General features: G+C 35.9%; 10 protein-coding genes and 1 pseudogene. 3 read left to right on the top strand and 8 right to left on the bottom strand.

All coding sequences use genetic code 11. The annotated features are described in order from the left end of the window. Window positions 1–2460 precede the first annotated feature (2460 nt). Window positions 2461–2640, bottom strand: coding sequence for a 50S ribosomal protein L32 (rpmF, locus tag QHG57_RS01150; RefSeq protein ID WP_005774555.1), 180 nt, complete (start codon window positions 2638–2640; stop codon window positions 2461–2463). Window positions 2641–3065: 425 nt separating this feature from the next. Between rpmF and QHG57_RS01155 the strand changes: the two genes are divergently transcribed. Further along, window positions 3066–3968: a polyprenyl synthetase family protein gene (locus QHG57_RS01155; RefSeq protein WP_330168276.1), complete on the top strand. Its 903-nt coding sequence runs from the start codon at window positions 3066–3068 to the stop codon at window positions 3966–3968. A gap of 3032 nt (window positions 3969–7000) precedes the next feature. Here QHG57_RS01155 and QHG57_RS01160 read toward each other — a convergent pair. From QHG57_RS01160 to QHG57_RS01170, 3 genes and pseudogenes are all read right to left on the bottom strand, one after another. Next, complete coding sequence (locus QHG57_RS01160; RefSeq protein WP_330169302.1) at window positions 7001–8164, bottom strand: MFS transporter; 1164 nt, start codon at window positions 8162–8164, stop codon at window positions 7001–7003. A 229-nt stretch (window positions 8165–8393) separates the two neighbouring features. After that, window positions 8394–9079 (bottom strand): annotated as a pseudogene (locus tag QHG57_RS09725) (HesA/MoeB/ThiF family protein). 359 nt (window positions 9080–9438) lie between these two features. Next, window positions 9439–9924, bottom strand: a complete 486-nt coding sequence (locus tag QHG57_RS01170; RefSeq protein ID WP_330169304.1) for an AAA family ATPase — start codon at window positions 9922–9924, stop codon at window positions 9439–9441. A gap of 630 nt (window positions 9925–10554) precedes the next feature. Between QHG57_RS01170 and QHG57_RS01175 the strand changes: the two genes are divergently transcribed. Then, the gene (locus QHG57_RS01175) at window positions 10555–10752 is read left to right on the top strand and encodes a hypothetical protein (RefSeq protein ID WP_330169305.1); all 198 of its coding nucleotides are present in this window, start codon (window positions 10555–10557) and stop codon (window positions 10750–10752) included. 1079 nt (window positions 10753–11831) lie between these two features. Here QHG57_RS01175 and ispG read toward each other — a convergent pair. Continuing rightward, the gene (ispG, locus tag QHG57_RS01180) at window positions 11832–13067 is read right to left on the bottom strand and encodes a flavodoxin-dependent (E)-4-hydroxy-3-methylbut-2-enyl-diphosphate synthase (RefSeq protein ID WP_330169306.1); all 1236 of its coding nucleotides are present in this window, start codon (window positions 13065–13067) and stop codon (window positions 11832–11834) included. A gap of 891 nt (window positions 13068–13958) precedes the next feature. Here ispG and QHG57_RS01185 point away from each other — a divergent pair. Next, on the top strand, window positions 13959–14243 hold the full coding sequence (locus tag QHG57_RS01185) for a hypothetical protein (RefSeq protein WP_330168283.1): 285 nt from the start codon (window positions 13959–13961) through the stop codon (window positions 14241–14243). A 472-nt stretch (window positions 14244–14715) separates the two neighbouring features. Here the strand turns inward: QHG57_RS01185 and QHG57_RS01190 are convergent, their stop codons facing one another. The 3 genes from QHG57_RS01190 to atpC are packed head-to-tail and all read right to left on the bottom strand — an operon-like array spanning window position 14716 to window position 17822. Continuing rightward, complete coding sequence (locus QHG57_RS01190; protein WP_330168284.1) at window positions 14716–15723, bottom strand: HlyD family secretion protein; 1008 nt, start codon at window positions 15721–15723, stop codon at window positions 14716–14718. A gap of 29 nt (window positions 15724–15752) precedes the next feature. Further along, window positions 15753–17381 carry an MFS transporter gene (locus QHG57_RS01195; RefSeq protein ID WP_330169307.1) on the bottom strand — a complete coding sequence of 543 codons (1629 nt, stop codon included), beginning with the start codon at window positions 17379–17381 and terminating at the stop codon, window positions 15753–15755. A 24-nt stretch (window positions 17382–17405) separates the two neighbouring features. Beyond that, window positions 17406–17822, bottom strand: a complete 417-nt coding sequence (gene atpC / locus QHG57_RS01200) for an ATP synthase F1 subunit epsilon (protein WP_330169308.1) — start codon at window positions 17820–17822, stop codon at window positions 17406–17408. Between the last annotated feature and the right edge of the window lie 69 nt (window positions 17823–17891).

The raw sequence follows: 17891 nt of genomic DNA on the forward strand, positions 1-17891 counted from the left end.
CTTTCTCTTTTATTAAGCGTAAAGATCATAGTGCCATTTATAACACTACACCGAAACTTTACCGTTCTACAAAACCATTATAACATTCAAGTTGTCATAAAATGGATGCAGTAAATATTGAGAAATATTTCTTTAAAAAAACACATGACGATACAACATAAGCATATTTTGTCTTGGGCATTCTATTTTGCATGAAAAGTGCTCCCCCATTAAATGAACAAGAAAAAAGCATAAAATAAACCATCATCTCCATTCTGTAAAAGACATTCCAAATACTTTTGAAAACTGTAAGGCTAACTTAAAAAATAACAATAAAAATGAACGTCGGCATTACCTCTTGCAACTTCATACTTTTCCAAAATGAGGCTATATTCTCATTTCAGAGATTACGAGATATACGCAATATTCTTACTCCAATCGGATACACAAAATCTAGAACGATTCATAGATCTCTAAAAGTCTCAATCTCTGTTTTAAACAGATCTATGAAGATTGGATATTGATGAACAGATAACAAAAAAAATCACAAACTTCGTTAAGCGACACCATAAAACCATTCATAAACCAGCCATAAACTGGAAAGTCATACTGACTTTGATAAAATACTTTGCCCAACCCCATACGTAACACATCTAGTTTTACGTTTACTTATTTTTACAAGCTGTTCATAACAAATCCCTTATATTCATAAAGATAAGAAAAATATATGAACAATTCTTAGTTCAAAAATATGAAAAGAAAGTGTGATGTTCATAAAAAAATCTCATATGCCTTTATCATCACAAGCATTAAAGATTATTGAATATGTACACCTTCTGTTTTGTAACGATTTTCTCTTTTCTGCTCATAAGAAAGTACGCTGGCATCATCATACACTTACCCCCAATGTTGCAACAATCCTTACATTTGAACGTATTCATTATAGACATTTTTCCTTTCTTATAGAGTTTTTACCCACATGCCAACCCCACTTGTGACTGACAAGCAAGTGATTATCATTGATTCAACATGAGAGAAATTTAAAATGAGAAAATCCTACGATAGACCTTTCATTCAAGACGCAAAACAACAAATGATCTTTATAAATCAATATGATGTAGATCTCTATTTTTATCGAAAATCATATGTCACAATATAAGCCTATAGACAAACTATCGCCTTAAATATTCTCATAAAAAACACCGGTATGCTTAAAGCCTTACATGGGTTAACCACCTTAAACGACGATATTTTACGGTCTAATAGGATTCCCTCTACAGTCAATAAAAATTAAGTGTGATACAAAATGATTCCATTACTGACCTAACTTATATCAATACCCCAGCTCTTAACGAAGTTACCATAAAAGACACTGACACAAGTATCCTTTATAGCCTCTCAAGAAAACAAGAAAATCATCCCCCACAATAGAATCATTTTTCTACGACAAAACCTTATCCCACACATATTCTCAAGAAAAAGCGAAAATGCACGCCCCAAACGTGCATTCACGAGTGAATCAAAGGAAGCTTACTACTGGAAAAGAGATAAAACGCTAAAGTTTTAACCACTAACACGGAACGCCCGCGATATATTCCCTTTCCCACATCAATAGAGGATGACACAAGAGCACCTCAACCACATTCACTTCAACACCCACATTAAAGCGAAAATGCACGCCCCAAACGTGCATTCACGAGTGAATCAAAGGAGGCTTACTACTGGAAAAGAAATAAAACGCTAAAGTTTTAACCACTAACACGGAACGCCCACGATACATTCCCGTTTTCAAATCAATAGAGGATGACACAAGGGCACTTCAACCACATTCACTTCAACACCCACATTAAAGCGAAAATGCACGCCCCAAACGTGCATTCACTCATGAATCAAAGGAAGCTTATTACTGGAAAAGAAATAAAACGCTAAAGTTTTAACCACTAACACGGAACGCCCACGATACATTCCCGTTTTCAAATCAATAGAGGATGACACAAGGGCACTTCAACCACATTCACTTCAACACCCACATTAAAGCGAAAATGCACGCCACAAACATGCATTCACTCATGAATCAAAGGAAGCTTATTACTGGAAAAGAAATAAAACGCTAAAGTTTTAACCACTAACACGGAACGCCCACGATACATTCCCGTTTTCAAATCAATAGAGGATGACACAAGGGCACTTCAACCACATTCACTTCAACACCCACATTAAAGCGAAAATGCACGCCACAAACATGCATTCACTCATGAATCAAAGGAAGCTTATTACTGGAAAAGAAATAAAACGCTAAAGTTTTAACCACTAACACGGAACGCCCACGATACATTCCCGTTTTCAAATCAATAGAGGATGACACAAGGGCACTTCAACCACATTCACTTCAACACCCACATTAAAGCGAAAATGCACGCCACAAACGTGCATTCACGAGTGAATCAAAGGAAGCTTATTACTGGAAAAGAGATAAAACGCTCAGTCTTTAACCACTAACACGGAACGCCCACGATACATTCCCGTTTTCAAATCAATGTGATGAGGACGACGTAATTCACCAGAATTTTTATCTTCGATATAAGTCGGCGCCTTCAGAGCATCAGCCGAGCGGCGCATGCCCCTCTTCGCTGGAGAGGTTTTTCGTTTAGGTACAGCCATAAAAAGACACTCCAAATCCATTAAAACAGAAAAAGCAATGTCAAAAATGACAATGCTTCATTTAAAAACACCATAAAATTTGAGGATATTATACACTGATAAAAAAGAAGAGGCAATGTCAAAATGATCCTCTTCTTACCAAAAATGACCTTCTTTTTATCAAAAATGGTATCACAATGATCAAATGAATATCAAAAATACCGAAAAATTTGAAAATTTTATACACCAATGAAAGCATGTTTATAAGACCTTCATTCAATTTTTATTTGGCTTAAAAAGGGATTTACGCATACAGTAGAGATACAAATAAAAAGAGAAATTGATTTTTAATAAAAAACGACATCAATTTATGAAAACAAGAAAAAGCAACAACCTTTCTTTTTAAACTTCGTAATTTTATTTTTGTAAAAATAAAGGAAGCAAGAATGCACGAATTTACCACCCTTCTTGCAAAACATGGACGCACCGTTGAAAAGCGGCTCGATGCCCTGTTAAGTGATCAAATTCAAAATGGTGAAATTTCACGCCCTAAAAACTTAATCAAAGCCATGCGCTATGGTGTACTGAATGGTGGAAAACGTCTGCGTCCTTTTCTTGTGATTCAAAGTGCTGCGCTTTTTGATATCCCTGTAGAACACTCTCTTGATGTTGCATGTGCCTTAGAATGTATCCATTGTTATTCGCTCATTCATGATGATCTTCCCGCTATGGATAACGATATACTCCGGCGTGGAAAACCCACCGTCCATATAGCATTTGATGAAGCAACAGCAATTCTAGCAGGCAATGCCCTCTTAACATTTGCCTTTGAAATCATTGCCCATAAAGCCAGTACTCTATCGACAGACATTAAAATCAAACTGATCACGTCTCTTGCGCAATCGGCAGGACTTGGCGGTATGTTAGGTGGACAAATGCTGGACCTTGAAGCTGAAAAAAGACCGCAAGAAAGTACTGACATCATCACTCTACAACACATGAAAACAGCAGCCCTGATAAGCTTTGCTTGCCAAGCAGGCGCCATCATTGGCAATGCATCTAAAGAATTAACTGAAAAGCTTACTGATTTTGGTACCTATCTTGGTTTAGCCTTTCAATTAACCGATGACCTTCTTGATGTCACCGCCAACACGCAAACCCTAGGAAAAACTGCTGGGAAAGATGAAACGGCACAAAAAGCAACTTTTATTCATCTTTATGGCATTGAAGAAACCCAAAAAAAGCGAGATACACTCATCAGTAAAGCAGAAGCATTCTTACATCCTTTTGGCGCTAAAGCACTCCCCCTCCAACAAGCAGCACACTTTAGTGCAATACGCAAAAATTAAACTTCATCCGCCCTATTGCACATAGTATACACCATCATCTTTGTTAAATGCATAATAGACTTTTTAAAGAAATGTTACCATTAATCTCCATTATAGTCCTTATCATGAAATAGGTGCGACAAATCTTGAGAGAAATTTTATTAAAACAAACGCGTGAATTTATAACCCAAGTGCATTCTGGGTATCCTATTTTACATGAAAAATGCCTTCCATTAAAGAATGAGAAATAACATGTGAAACAATGCGTAATCACCATGCTTTAAAAGATATTACCGTTGATGCTTTAAAGCAGAATAAAAAACGACCGGAAAGAGGAAAACTCGTTTTCTCCTTCATTGTCTTTAATCTTCTAACAATAAGGCAAAAAATAAACAGAATAAGTATAAAACAAAGCATTTTATAAACCTGCAAAAAACAATAAAAGAAGTACAATGCCCCCAGTAAATGCACTCAAGTAGAGAGTCGTAATTTTTATGCCTTTCCATGCTATCTTGTTGTAGAAGATCAAATATGATTATATTCTGTAAATTCACTCGTGTATTGCTTGCTCTCTAAAAACACTTTTACAAAAGTGCTCGTTGTTTAATTCAAGCATCATTTTTTGAAGCCCATCTTTAAAATATCAGAAAAAATGAACATAATGGCTATTTTGATTTTTATACCCCCCTCAAAGAACAAAGTTTTTTAACCCAATCTACTCTGTAAACAGTCTAGATTCTTAACCGAGTAGGTTTCTCTAGCTTTCCACGCATGTGATTCACTTAAACTAAAGACTCGATAAATAAGACTTAAGAATATTCACCATGCACTTTTTAAAATACTTAATGTATCAAACAGGCTATCTTCACCATTCCTCAAATGACAGTGTGTTACGGCATAACAGGATAAATAAAGTCATCAATTTCAATAGAACGAAAGACCAAAGCAGTATTATTACCGATCTCTCTTTTCTTTGCAAGAAAGCTACAAATAATTTATCTATAATGATAATTAGCGTTATACATATTGAATTAAAACTCTGAATACCGTAAGATTCTTTCTTTCAATCTGTGTATGTTGAATCAATCAAAATCATTTGCTTTCACCTCACAAACGGGGAAAGCCGCATGGGGAAAAACATCAAAGAAAGGCTAAAAATATCTCTTTCTCAAGAGCCAAGGGCTGTAGCAATATTGGAGGCTAGCAAAGTAATAGCGTCGGCGTGCCTCTTCAAAAGTAGAAACATTTTTACAAAAGTGTATAATAACTTCAATTTAATAATAATCACGATCACTATACAACTTTAATTCGTCACATTCTTTATCTCGTTTATTCAATTCATTGCATAAAAAGAGAATTGATAAGATTAAACAGAGAATGATCATTGCAACAGAAAGATAAAAAAGTCCTTATTATTATATATAATAGTGCAATTTCATTTATGATAAGTAGTTTTTTCAAGCCAAGTGCAAATTTCCTCCTTCAAGTGAAATTTTCTTATTAAGATGAAGAGCATCATTGTAAGTGAACCTATGCCTATTGCCAAAGCTGGAAAATATGTCCATCTTTTGAAGCCATAATAAAAAAATATGCAACATGAATAATAAAATATCGCGATTATCAATAGAGTATCATAACCGTTTAATATCTTTCAAAAGAATTTTGCCCATTACCCATTTAATGTCATTTGTAAATTCTTCTTGGTTTCATCATGTCATATATCGTCTTGAGCTCTATGAAAAAACACGCTATTTGTTCAGTTTTTTCATTATGAACCAGCGCTTATACTAGACACAAGGTCAATAATTTGTGTTGTTGAGCTAATACCATTTCCACTTGAAGAATTAAGAAATTTTTTTGCATAATCAATTATGGGATCCATAGAGTTCACAGACATATTATATGCCCAAATAAAATTGTTTTTTCTCCAATTATAGTCATAACGCAACTTCTTATAATATTAGATAACATTGCCCATGACATCTCCTCATTATAATCGCCGCGCAATAAATTAACAAAGCATCCACATAAAACAATAAGTATATGAGATGCTATATAATATCAAATTTTGGGCCATATTCTGATAATCACGGCTATATACGAAGTTTCTTGCTTGCTCTTGTTTTTGAAAATGTTCTAAAGTCTCGTATTTTTCATTTATGTATTCTTCGTAAAGTTTATTGTCCTGCTCTAGACTATCCACACGAGCACATCTCAGCAATACCAATACAGAAAAAAGAGTTATAAATGTTACAACATGCCTTACGGATAACAATTTAACCACTTTACTTTTTAATAACCATAATTTGTATAGCTCGACAGATTTCCATCAAATATATCAATATGTGTTGTTTTCTTGTAGCTTACTTGTAGCAAATTGTACTCAACAATATTGCTGTATTTGATTTTATTCCCTCTCAAAGAAGGGGGGAGCCATTCAAAGTTTCCATAAATAAGTTTATTATCTGGATCAGAATATTTTATGACATAAGAAAATACAGAGCTAACGCCACAACCAAAGAGAAAATACTCAAAAATGGGAATGGAAAATGTCGTTATCTTAACAAGATGGTTCATACTTTAAAGAAACAGGAATAAAACGCGTTAGATATACCAACAATAAAATAGGTCATGAGAAAAGCCTATTTGAACAGGCTATAAATTGTCCGACTGCTTAAATTAGCTCTAATGAGATAAAGTATTACCAGCAAGTAACCAATGAAAATGGGAAAACTGCTCCATCACCATTCCTTAATAAGCATATAATTCAGCACAATCATTTTCTTTGCTTTTTCCAATCTTGTCAGCAACTCTTGGCACAGTGTTTATCAGAAGCAACTTCTTTTTTAATGATTGTTATGCCACGCCCACTACTTATAACGTACAAGCAGATGACTTTGATTGCTTCAACATACATAGATTTGAAATAAGAATAACGAATAACATTCCGCTTTCCCATTCAACATGCAAAAAACAATGCGCCTTAATAAATAAAAGCCTAGCCCCACTATAACACTGCATGAAACACATGTGATAATACGTTACTATTTTCACTAAGCTTTTTTGAGAGTTCCTTCTAAAAAAACCACTGCCAACAAGTAAATCAATAAATAGATACCAAAAATATAAACGAGTGAAAAAAAGCCAAATATATTGACCATATACGCACTCATGTAAAAAAATACCAAGAGGCTAAATCTCCCAACGGTTGACAAGAAAGATTCATATGTAGCCCTGAAATGATCACTAATACAATCATGCAAGACAACTTCCACACGCAGATAGGTATACTTAATGAGATAAAAAATCATACAGACTATAATAACAGCAATTTCTTTTTTTGGTTCAAAGAAAGCCACTGTAAAAATCAGGGATACTGAAAGAAACAGCAATAAAACAAAATTCACTCTTTCACTGAGTTTTGTAAAGAGAAAACTAGCCAAGAGCTGAGAGAGCAATACCAGTGAAAATGTCACACCAAGATCAAAATAAGTAACATTAATATGATGATCTTTAAAGATCCACTGCCAATATTGCGAAAAGATATTGAAAAAGATCAGTGAAAAATAAAAGCATAAAGAGATATAAGGAACTTTAATAAAAATAGACAACATCTCTTTAGTATCACAAATAAGAGAATTCGCCTGAAGAGAGTTTGCTTTATTTGTTTTTTTCTCTCCTTTAAGGTCATCAAGAAAAAACAAACCAAAGAGTGTTGTCATCAACATTAAAAACGCCGCGATATACCATATATATTGGCTCGAATAATCAGCAAAATAAGCACCAATCAAACTAAAGATAAACATGCCGATGTAATTATATTGAGAGCTCGCTCCCAGCACTTTTTTAGTCGATGTCACTTTTGCTTTTGCATATTGAACAAGTAAAGCATTGTAAGCCCCAGCAATCAATGTCAGCGATAAGGCATTAAAAGATTCTGCTAAAAGAAAACCGTAAAAGCTTGTAGAAATTCCCATGAGAAAGAGCCATGTAGCAGCAAAAGCCGCTGCCAAAACGATCGATATTTTATAACTTTTTCTATCGGCAAAATATCCCAGAGGAATATCTGTAACCATCATAATAAAAGCCTGAAACGACTTAATGATCCCTATGTCGATAAGAGTTAGTCCTTTTTCAAGCATATAAAATACAATAAAGGCGCCTGTTAAAATTCTTATACCGTTAAATAAAAATCCAAATGCTAATATACTTGTCATCCATCCCCCCAATAATGTCAAAAAAGGGCATCCTATACATCATTTTATATAAAGATAAAAGCTTACATTTTACGACAAATGAGGCAATAACCGCTATAAGGATCTTCAGTCCTATCAATTTTATAGCTGGAAAAATTAATAAATAATGTCTTTTCTATAATTTGACAAATGTCAAAATCCGTTAAATATTTTATTGCCTCAAGAGCAGCCAAAGAACCAGCAACAACATTTACGGATCTATCAAAGTATTCATATAGTTTTGCTTAATAGTCTTAACAAACTCAAACTCATTAACATCCTTCATATGATTCTGATTCACACATGCATAACATCTGGTTTTACCTGGAATAATCAATGGGCCAACAATAGCATTTACCGTGGCCGAAGCAGCATATAACAGCGCACCACCCATATTAAAAGCAGCTTCGTTCATTAAATGGAAAAAAGCTGGCCTTGGATTATCTGCTGCGCATATAACAAGATCAGCTCTTTCGAATAGACGGCATGCCTTTTCTATATTATCTATTTTTTCATCATAGAACTCATATTGAGTCGAAGGACTAATATATGGAGCTTTATCTCTAGCAACATCAACCTTTTTTTACCTAAGCCACTATAATTATAGAGTATCTGTCTAGATAAATTTGATTCTTCGACAATATCAAAATCATAGCTTTTAATATGTCCTGCCCCCATAGCAGATAATGTATAAAAAACATAACTTCCACATCCACCCAAACCAACTATAGTTATCTTAGCCTCTTTCAATTTGGAGTTAGCTAAAAGGGCATTGTCAAAACTACCTGATACAGGCTTGAATAAGTTAATTTGCCTATCAAATCTATTATACTCGCTCTCACTAAGCCCAGCTTTTCTAATAGAATCCTCCTTCGAAAAGGGTGGTTCTATTATCAAGCATATATTTTGCTAAATACAAAAAATCTTCGCTTTCTGCAGTATCTAGGTTACATTTCAATATATATCACCTATAGTATTCTCTACATCAAAACACGCCAAAGCCTTTATAACATTCGGTGACGTACCACTCATATCAAGAGCTATAACATTTTGTAGATCCGCCCCTATCAAAACCTCATCACCTTCTTGCCTCGCTAATATGGTATATGAGTAAACATACTTGTTTTTATAGAGCAAATTCATTTTCAAATCTCCCCCTAGCAAGCTGAAGATCTACATGACTCAACAAATCGTGCAAATCACTTGTGTTATCAAAATTAAAATTATCGAAACAAAATTTACGCCCATGATACTCTTCAAGATTTTATATGTAGCCTTATAGCATTCATTTTTTCATCTATTGAGAGCTCACTCAAGCTTACATGATGAAATCTACGAAAAAATGCTGCATCCCCTTGAATATGTGCTAATTCTGCAGAAGTTGTCGCTATAATTAACTTTAAATTCTGTTCTAGCATAAAAGGTTTGAATAAATCCATGGCACCGATACCTCCATCACTTCTGGTATGAGCGATTGAATGCCCTTCATCAATAAAAAGGGCGACATTCTCATATGGAGACACAGTTTCTATTAAAGTTCCGATTTTTCGTTCAAACTCCCCCCGTAATCCCGTATCAGATATCACGCTTCCTAAATTAACCTCTAGTATGACATATCCATTCAACATAGGCTTAAACTGATTAAGCCTAAAAGCTAACTCACGCACAAAAGAAGTCTTCCCACATCCAGCAGGACCAGAAATAACAATACTTTTCTTATAAGCGCAAAACAAAGAAACCATCGCTGTTCTTATCATTTCTTCGCGACCAATATAAGGGAAGATCTCTTTCCTAAACCAAGGACATTCAAATTGACTCTACATGCTCTCATATCGCGAGCCAATAAGAGCGCCTCTTCATTTTGTAAATACATATCACCCCCAACCGTAAATAGAAGGGGTCATACAACCCCTCATTAAACGCGGATCTGATGTCATGATTTTGGTGAGCGTTCCGGAGAGTTTGAGAGGCAGACAGCCTCTCATTTTAAAATAATAATTAATTGAAAATATTTAACATTTTTAGCCTCTCATTAAAAAAGTATAAAGGATCTAATAAAATAATTGCTAAATAAAAATATCTTGTATATATCTTTTTTTAGAAGAAGAGGTTCTAGAAAATTATCCCCGCTAGGATAAGTTGATCATTTTATCTCTTTTTCCTTTTTCAAAATAAAAAATTTTTACTATTTTTGACCTTCTTTACGCCTTAAAAAATAAAGATTAATGGTACTTAAGATAAATAATTAAAATATTTATTTCGTATATAAATTATTCTTTATGTAAATTTTAAAACCAAGTAGTTTTTGCCTATTATCCGGATTCATTTTCCAAGTTAGCATAGGAAGACATCTCATTAAGAAAGATTTCTCTATGGAAGAAGAAGTGGCAAAAATCTATACAAATGATAGTAAACATGAAAAATATCAAACTAAATTAGAATATTTTTTCGACCAACAACGTAAATGTGTGCAAGAATTTAATAATACATTGGAGGCGAAAAAATTACATGATGTGCGAAGTGATTTGTACAATTATCTTCGTGATATTGGACAGGTAATTTCAAACTAACAATATCAGTATCGTACACTGAAAATATGCCATATTAGGACACAACACTTTTCAATTTTTTATCTACTTTTTCCTTAAGTTCATAGTACCGAATGATAAAAATACGCAAATCAATGCCCCTTGTTGAGGGAGTATATCGATCATCTTTATCTATACGTTGGCAACCAAAATATCCAAAATCCCATATTACAATCAACCCACAAGCATACAAACCTGAAAGAAGTTTACTAACACATCCTGGGCTACGAGTTATAAAACCAATATCTTGATTGCTTTTAAAAATAATAGGAACTCCCCCCTTCCAATATTTTAAATTATGACAATACAGAATCGCAAATCAAAGATTTTACTTTAGCAGATGTAGAAGAATAAGACTTGATCTTCGTCCCTAATACCACTTTACTGTTTAATTCTACTTTCATTTTAACCTCCTCGTTTAAAATAATATTCGGAAGAATAATCTCTCCCAATTTTAAGCTGGCATTCATATTAAATTACATCGACTAATAACTTTGGTAGCTTATTTAATTACAAAATTGCTCAAGCCATATTTTTATAGTGTCTCAAATCTGTAATATTTGTTCGAAATGGATTTTTATTTTTCGAAGATAAGTACTTCCAACCATCTGCGCAGTTTATGATTTTTTGTACTTTTATGAACTTGCATAGAAGGCTGTTATAGCAATACAAAGCTTTTTTGAGGTATTGAAGTATTTGAAAAAAAGTACAGGACCCCACGATCGGCAAGCAATAAAGCTTTTGTAAAAAAATTAAACAATAAAATTTTGAAAAGAGTTCAAATTATCCTATTAATTGAGAAAAATTCTAACAGCACTATCCAGCTTTTCATGGCAACCCATAAAATTAATGGAAATAATGTCACGTTTAGTTTTCTATTGGATCTGTTTGAAGACAGTATTATCAAGGAGAAATGCTTGAAAACAGTGAAGAAGCGCCTCAATTTATGAACAATCATCTTGTTCTCAACATGCAACCACAATGAGGACTGAATATTGATTTACAAGCAAAAACACAACCTTTAATGAAGAAAAAATGCACTCCAAGAATTTATTTCCCCCCTACCCAAAGCGTTTATGAATATAATCACTCAAAAGCCCTTCAAATTCTTCAGCAATGTGATCACCCCGCAAAGTTTTCACCTTTTGTCCATCAATAAAAACAGGTGCCGCAGGACTTTCCCCCACTCCAGGCAAAGAGATTCCAATATCCGCATGTTTTGACTCCCCTGGTCCATTGACGATACATCCCATCACAGCAACCTTCAAACTTTCAACGCCAGGGTATTTTTCACGCCAAACAGGCATATTTTTGTATAAATCTGCTTCAATTTTTTGCGCCAATTGCTGAAAAACCGTTGAGGTCGTACGCCCACATCCAGGACAAGCCGCAACCACAGGCAAAAACTGCCGAAACCCCATCACTTGTAAAAGTTCTTGCCCCACCTTCACCTCTCGTGTCCGATCACCACCCGGTTCAGGCGTTAAGGAAATTCGTATCGTATCGCCAATCCCTTGCTGTAATAAAATACCCAAAGCCACCGAAGAAGCAACAATCCCCTTTGTTCCCATCCCAGCTTCCGTTAATCCCAAATGAAGAGCATAGTCACAACGTGCCGCCAAGGTGGTATAAACAGCAATAAGATCTTGGACATCACTCACTTTAGCAGAAAGAATAATTTTATCACGTCCCAATCCCATCTCTTCAGCGCAAAGAGCCGAAAGCAAAGCTGACTGAACAATAGTTTCTCGCATGACTTCAGAAACAGACAAAGGATTTTCTTGCTGTGCATTTTCATCCATAAGCCGTGTCAACAATGCATTATCAAGAGACCCCCAATTCACACCAATACGAATAGCTTTATGATACCGGCAAGCAATCTCAATAATTTCTGCAAATTGACGATCTTTTTTTGCGCCAAAACCGACATTTCCAGGATTGATGCGATATTTTGCAAGCGCCTCAGCACACGCAGGATGCTCAGATAAAAGCTTATGACCAATATAATGAAAATCCCCAACCAATGGGACAAAAAATCCTAACTTCTCCAATCGCTCCCGTATTTTTGGCACAGCTGCCGCCGCTTCATCACGATCCACAGTAATTCGAACCAATTGTGAACCAGCTTGCCAAAGAGCAGCCACTTGAGAAACAGTCGCATCGACATCAGCTGTATCTGTATTGGTCATTGACTGTACAACTATTGGGCTCTGCCCCCCAACGATCACATCACCAACAGCAACACCAACAGACCGACGACGCTCAAATGGTTTAGATAAAAAATAGGTCGTACTCATAAAGTCCTCAATTTTTTAAAACCTGCGCTATCAATCATCATTTACATTGACTTCCTCCGGCGCTTCAAAGGAGGAAAATTACACCGCCCACCAATCTTAACAGAGTGCTCTCAAAAGGTTCCACCTACTAACCACTGATGCAATTCAATTCATCGGTGCGATTCATTCTATAGACGCACCGGATAAGTTCTACTACTCTTGTTCAAGTTTATAACTTCTACACATGGTTGATTCAAAAAGAAACTGAAATCAAACAGAGACAATACTGTATTTTTAAGCTGCATGCCTATACCTCAACATCAATGTCATCGCAAAACAGTGTTTTACAACACAACAGATAATGCCTATCAAAGCACAATTTTTAAAAATGCATGAAAGACACTGCCCAATTAATCCAACATGTTGATTTATAATAATCTATTTTTTACAAATTTGAATGGCAAACCCAAATATCGTAAGATTTTCTCATTTCAACTCTTCTTAATTGAATCAATCAGTACCGCTCTCCTACAGCCACAAGAGAACATGTAGATAAAAACTACAGATAGGGAATAAGAATTCCTTATAAACTATTTCAAGTGCTAAAAGCTATCCCAATACTTTAAACAAACAAAAAAATGAAGACATCAGCTTACATCTTTATGAAATAAAGATAGTGGAATGAATCTTACACCATTTTGTAAAAATCTTTACCTTACATCCTTAACAAACACCATCATGAAATGAACTCGAGCCCGCTAGGAAATCCTTCATTAAACTCAAACTCTTAATTCTCATCTCACCCACACGCGGCATTATCAATGCAACCTTTCAATTTTCAAGCCGTTATAGCAAAACCCCAAACACAATTCCAACTGTCACACAATAGTCTAACACATGAAGGAGTCAATAATGTGTCTATTTTCAACCAACGCCAAAAATGCTAAAATTAAAAAACGTATAGCACAATTAAAAAGAGAGCTGGTCCCCGTAAACCATTGGAGTGCTCAAAATGATCGCTTTGAAAACATTTCTGAGCTGTTTAACACATGGAAACAAAAAGGCCGTCACGCGCTTTACCACCTCAACAAACATGCAACAGAATTAAAGAAAAAAGCGAAAGAAAACCCTAAAAAAACCTTCGCATTAGCAGCGGGTGTCGTTTTAGCAAGCTTCTTGCTGGTTCGTAAAAATTAACAATACAACCAACAACCTTCCCTTTTAATGCCCGACTCAAAGCGGGCATTTTTTATAGTTTACAAAATATAAACTTTACGTCTTCCCCCCTAACTTTACACTCTCCCCCAAAAGATAAGTTTTCCATCCATCCCGCCAATCTATCATGAAATTTTTTATCTAACATCCCCCTACCCCCATCTTCTAAATATACAATAACACCACATCTCAAAGAACAATGTTGCAAGAAACTACAAAAAAGTTTTCAACATTGCATCCATCTCCCTTTTACTGGGTTATTTTAAAAGAAATGGAAGTGAGTAAAGATGCATGCGCTTTAATATTCTAAGGAATATTATTTTACATCATGACATATAAGTATTTTAAGAGCTTTAAAAGATGTATCATAACAAACCAAACGAAATCTTCCAATGTGAATAGCCATTTGCTATAAGTAAAAGGCACAAAAATTAAACTGAAAAAACCCAAAATTTTATCCTCCAGAATTGACCCGCTGCGAAGTATCCACATACGTAACCACGGACATCCCAGGAATGAGCTTTTCAATCCCCTCCTGCCCAGGATCTAAAGAAATCCGTACTGAGATACGTTGCGCAATTTTGATAAAATTACCAATTGTCGTATCTGTTTTTAACAATGAAAACTCCGAACCTGTCGCTGGAGCAAAACGAACCACACGCCCTGTTAACTTTTTATTGTTCAATGCATCAACAGAAAAAACAACCGGTTGTCCCACACGCATCTGAGAAAGTTGCGTTTCCTTATAATTAGCAATAATCCAAATATCATCAGAAATAACAGAAACCAATTGCGTACCTGGCATAACATATTGCCCTACCCTAGCGCCAACCAATCCAATATAGCCTGTTCTAGGAGATAAAATCTTTGTATGATCGAGATTAAGTTTTGCCAACTCAACACTCACCTTTGCTCCGGAAACTTCTGACTGTAAACTTTGTTTTTCAAGATTTAATTGTTTTTGCAATTGTCGTTTTGTTTCTAGGGCTGCCAAGAGTTGTGAAAGAGGGCGAGAAACAGAAATTGCCGCATCACCAAAGCCTAACTTTTTACTATCAGGAACAACATTAGAGAATGCTCGTGAACGCGCTAATTCTGCTTCTGCAGCATTAACTTCTCCCTGCAAAATCTGAGCTTGCAATTCAATACTGGCCAGTTTTGCATTTTTTGAATCGAGAACAGCCTGTGCCCGTGCAAGCTGCTGCCGAAAAAGAGAATCATCAAGCTCAAAGAGCAGCATTCCTTTTTCAACACGTTGATAATCTTGCACATAAATCCGTGCAATCACCCCAGAGATCTGTGAACTAACCAGAGTAACATTGCCCTTAATGGAAGCATTATCCGTTATTTGAATGTTATTTACAAAAGGAGGAAGCCTCCAAGCCCACAAAATCAGCAAAACACCCGTAATACCTGACAGGAATGCAACAATCGTAGCTTTTGACCGTAATGCTTTTATCATTTTTTGCACCCCTCTTCTATAACATCACTCTACTTTTCTAACGCACGCAAAGAGCATGACTTAATAACCATTGTGACAAGAAAGATAATGAATACAATCATTGAAATATAAAAATAAAGCCGAAAAACGTCATCATAAGCAAAAATATTTGCTGTTAACTTAAATTTCTCTATCAACAGAGAAGTACCCTGTTCACTCCCCAAGCCATGAGGAACAGGAGCACCATAAGAAGGCGAAAACAAAGTATTCATCTCACCAGAAATAAGCGGATCAGTAACAACAATATTTTGTGTTAAAGACTCAAAGTTCTTATGGGCAAAATAAAGCTGCAGACTGCCAAAAAAAGCTGACCCTATCAATCCTCCTGTCACTTGCGTTAGCAAAAAAACCGCAATAAAACTCAAAACATAACGCGGTCCTCGCGCACCAGCGATCACAAACCCCTTGAAAAGAGCAGGAGGCAAAAAAAGTGCATAACTAAAACTCACCAACCCTTGGCTCAACATCATATCTTTCGGACGGGTTAAATAGTTTACACGACTGTCTAAATAAGCTCCCAGCGCCAAACAACCTAAAGATAACAAATAAAAATAATCTTCACGCCCCGCCCGTAAAAAAAAGACACAAACAGCCCCCCCTAACAGAGTACCCAATGTCACCGCAATATACATGGGCGCCATTTCACGATTAAGCAAACCAAAAAGATTAAAAAAACCTACGGGCAAATTTGACCGCTCTAACAAAAAAACATGAAAGATCAATAAAATAAAAACAGATTGAACCATTTCTTTACTGAAAATCCAACGTAAATCAATCAACGGTTTTTCTCTATTAAGCTCAATAATAATAGCAATAGCCAACGAGAAAATAGCAAGTGCAAGCCCCCAACCAATCCATGGCGCCTCATACCACCAATACAATATGCCAACAGACATAATCACGGCATTTAATCCAAGACCAAGAGCAATCAAACCATAACTGATCCAATCTAACTTTTGAATAACCTTACTGCGGACAACAGGCGTTAGAGGCAAAGTATAGATGCAGACCAAGCTGATGAGAACCAACCCCATTTCCAGAGCAGAAAGACTGGAAAAACCACCATTTTCCAGCAAATCAGGAGAAATCAAACGTGATAAAGGTGCCGCTAAAGCTGCATTCATGTAATTCAAACTAAGACCAACAGTAAACTTCTTTGCTGGAGCAAAAGCCTCCATCATATAAAGCAGTGCAAGCGAAGCCAAAGGAGCAGCAGCAATCCCAGCAAAAAAACGAATAATCAACGCAGAACGCAAATCGGTCACAAAGAGTTGCAACACACAAACCAAAACGAAACCAAGGATTGATAATTCAGCAAAAGCACGCAACCCAAATTGATAGCGGATTTTGATCAACATAATCGCTACACTCACATTTGGCGCCATATAGGCCGCTACCAACCATGTTGTCTCGGCCAAAGTTGCGTGAAAATCACCCGTAAGATGGACAATGTTAGACTGAACAATATTCGCCCCTAAACCATAAGCCCATTGCAAAATGAGAGAAGCAAAAATATAAACAAAACATTTTGGCAAAGGTCCCGCAAAAACACGGCCAGGATGAGGAAAAGGTTTTCCGCCCCTTTTAGCAGACACAACCGTACTCTTTTTTCCGCTCATGTCATCTTTTTCCTGTATACTCTGCTACGCCTCTATCAACACAGCACCATCAGCTGACAATTGCTGGAAAAAAGCCTCTATTTTATGACTGTCCTCATCGCTTACCCCTCCTTCTAACGTCGCTTGAACCTGCAAAATCTGCTGTTCTAATACATCAAAAGAAAGATGCTCTACAGCCACAACGTGCTCTACCAATAAAGAGCAGCCCGAAAAGGTAATATTTGCAACACCCCCGCACACAGCAAATAATTTCTCACCCAAAGAGGTACGAACACGAACACTACCCAACACAATGCTTGCCACCAATGGCGCATGATGCGCCATAACTGTCAAAGAACCTGAGGCTGAAGGAAGAACAACAGACACTACCTGCTCTGAAAACACAATTTTTTCAGGCGATACAAGCTCAAATAAAAAATGCTTTTCTCTATTGTTTTCCACAAAAGTCTCCACAATATCCGATAGAAGGACTCTGCGCCCTCTTTAACAACTTATCTTTTTCAACAACTT

This window comes from Bartonella grahamii subsp. shimonis (assembly GCF_036327415.1).
Taxonomy (GTDB): Bacteria; Pseudomonadota; Alphaproteobacteria; order Rhizobiales; family Rhizobiaceae; genus Bartonella; species Bartonella shimonis.

Bases quoted from the DNA above. Each gene is read 5' to 3' on its own strand.
- QHG57_RS01195 (WP_330169307.1), bottom strand. From the start codon at position 17,381: ATGAGCGGAAAAAAGAGTACGGTTGTGTCTGCTAAAAGGGGCGGAAAA.
- QHG57_RS01190 (WP_330168284.1), bottom strand. From the start codon at position 15,723: ATGATAAAAGCATTACGGTCAAAAGCTACGATTGTTGCATTCCTGTCA.
- QHG57_RS01185 (WP_330168283.1), top strand. From the start codon at position 13,959: ATGTGTCTATTTTCAACCAACGCCAAAAATGCTAAAATTAAAAAACGT.
- rpmF (WP_005774555.1), bottom strand. From the start codon at position 2,640: ATGGCTGTACCTAAACGAAAAACCTCTCCAGCGAAGAGGGGCATGCGC.
- QHG57_RS01160 (WP_330169302.1), bottom strand. From the start codon at position 8,164: ATGACAAGTATATTAGCATTTGGATTTTTATTTAACGGTATAAGAATT.
- QHG57_RS01175 (WP_330169305.1), top strand. From the start codon at position 10,555: ATGGAAGAAGAAGTGGCAAAAATCTATACAAATGATAGTAAACATGAA.
- ispG (WP_330169306.1), bottom strand. From the start codon at position 13,067: ATGAGTACGACCTATTTTTTATCTAAACCATTTGAGCGTCGTCGGTCT.
- QHG57_RS01155 (WP_330168276.1), top strand. From the start codon at position 3,066: ATGCACGAATTTACCACCCTTCTTGCAAAACATGGACGCACCGTTGAA.
- QHG57_RS01170 (WP_330169304.1), bottom strand. From the start codon at position 9,924: ATGGTTTCTTTGTTTTGCGCTTATAAGAAAAGTATTGTTATTTCTGGT.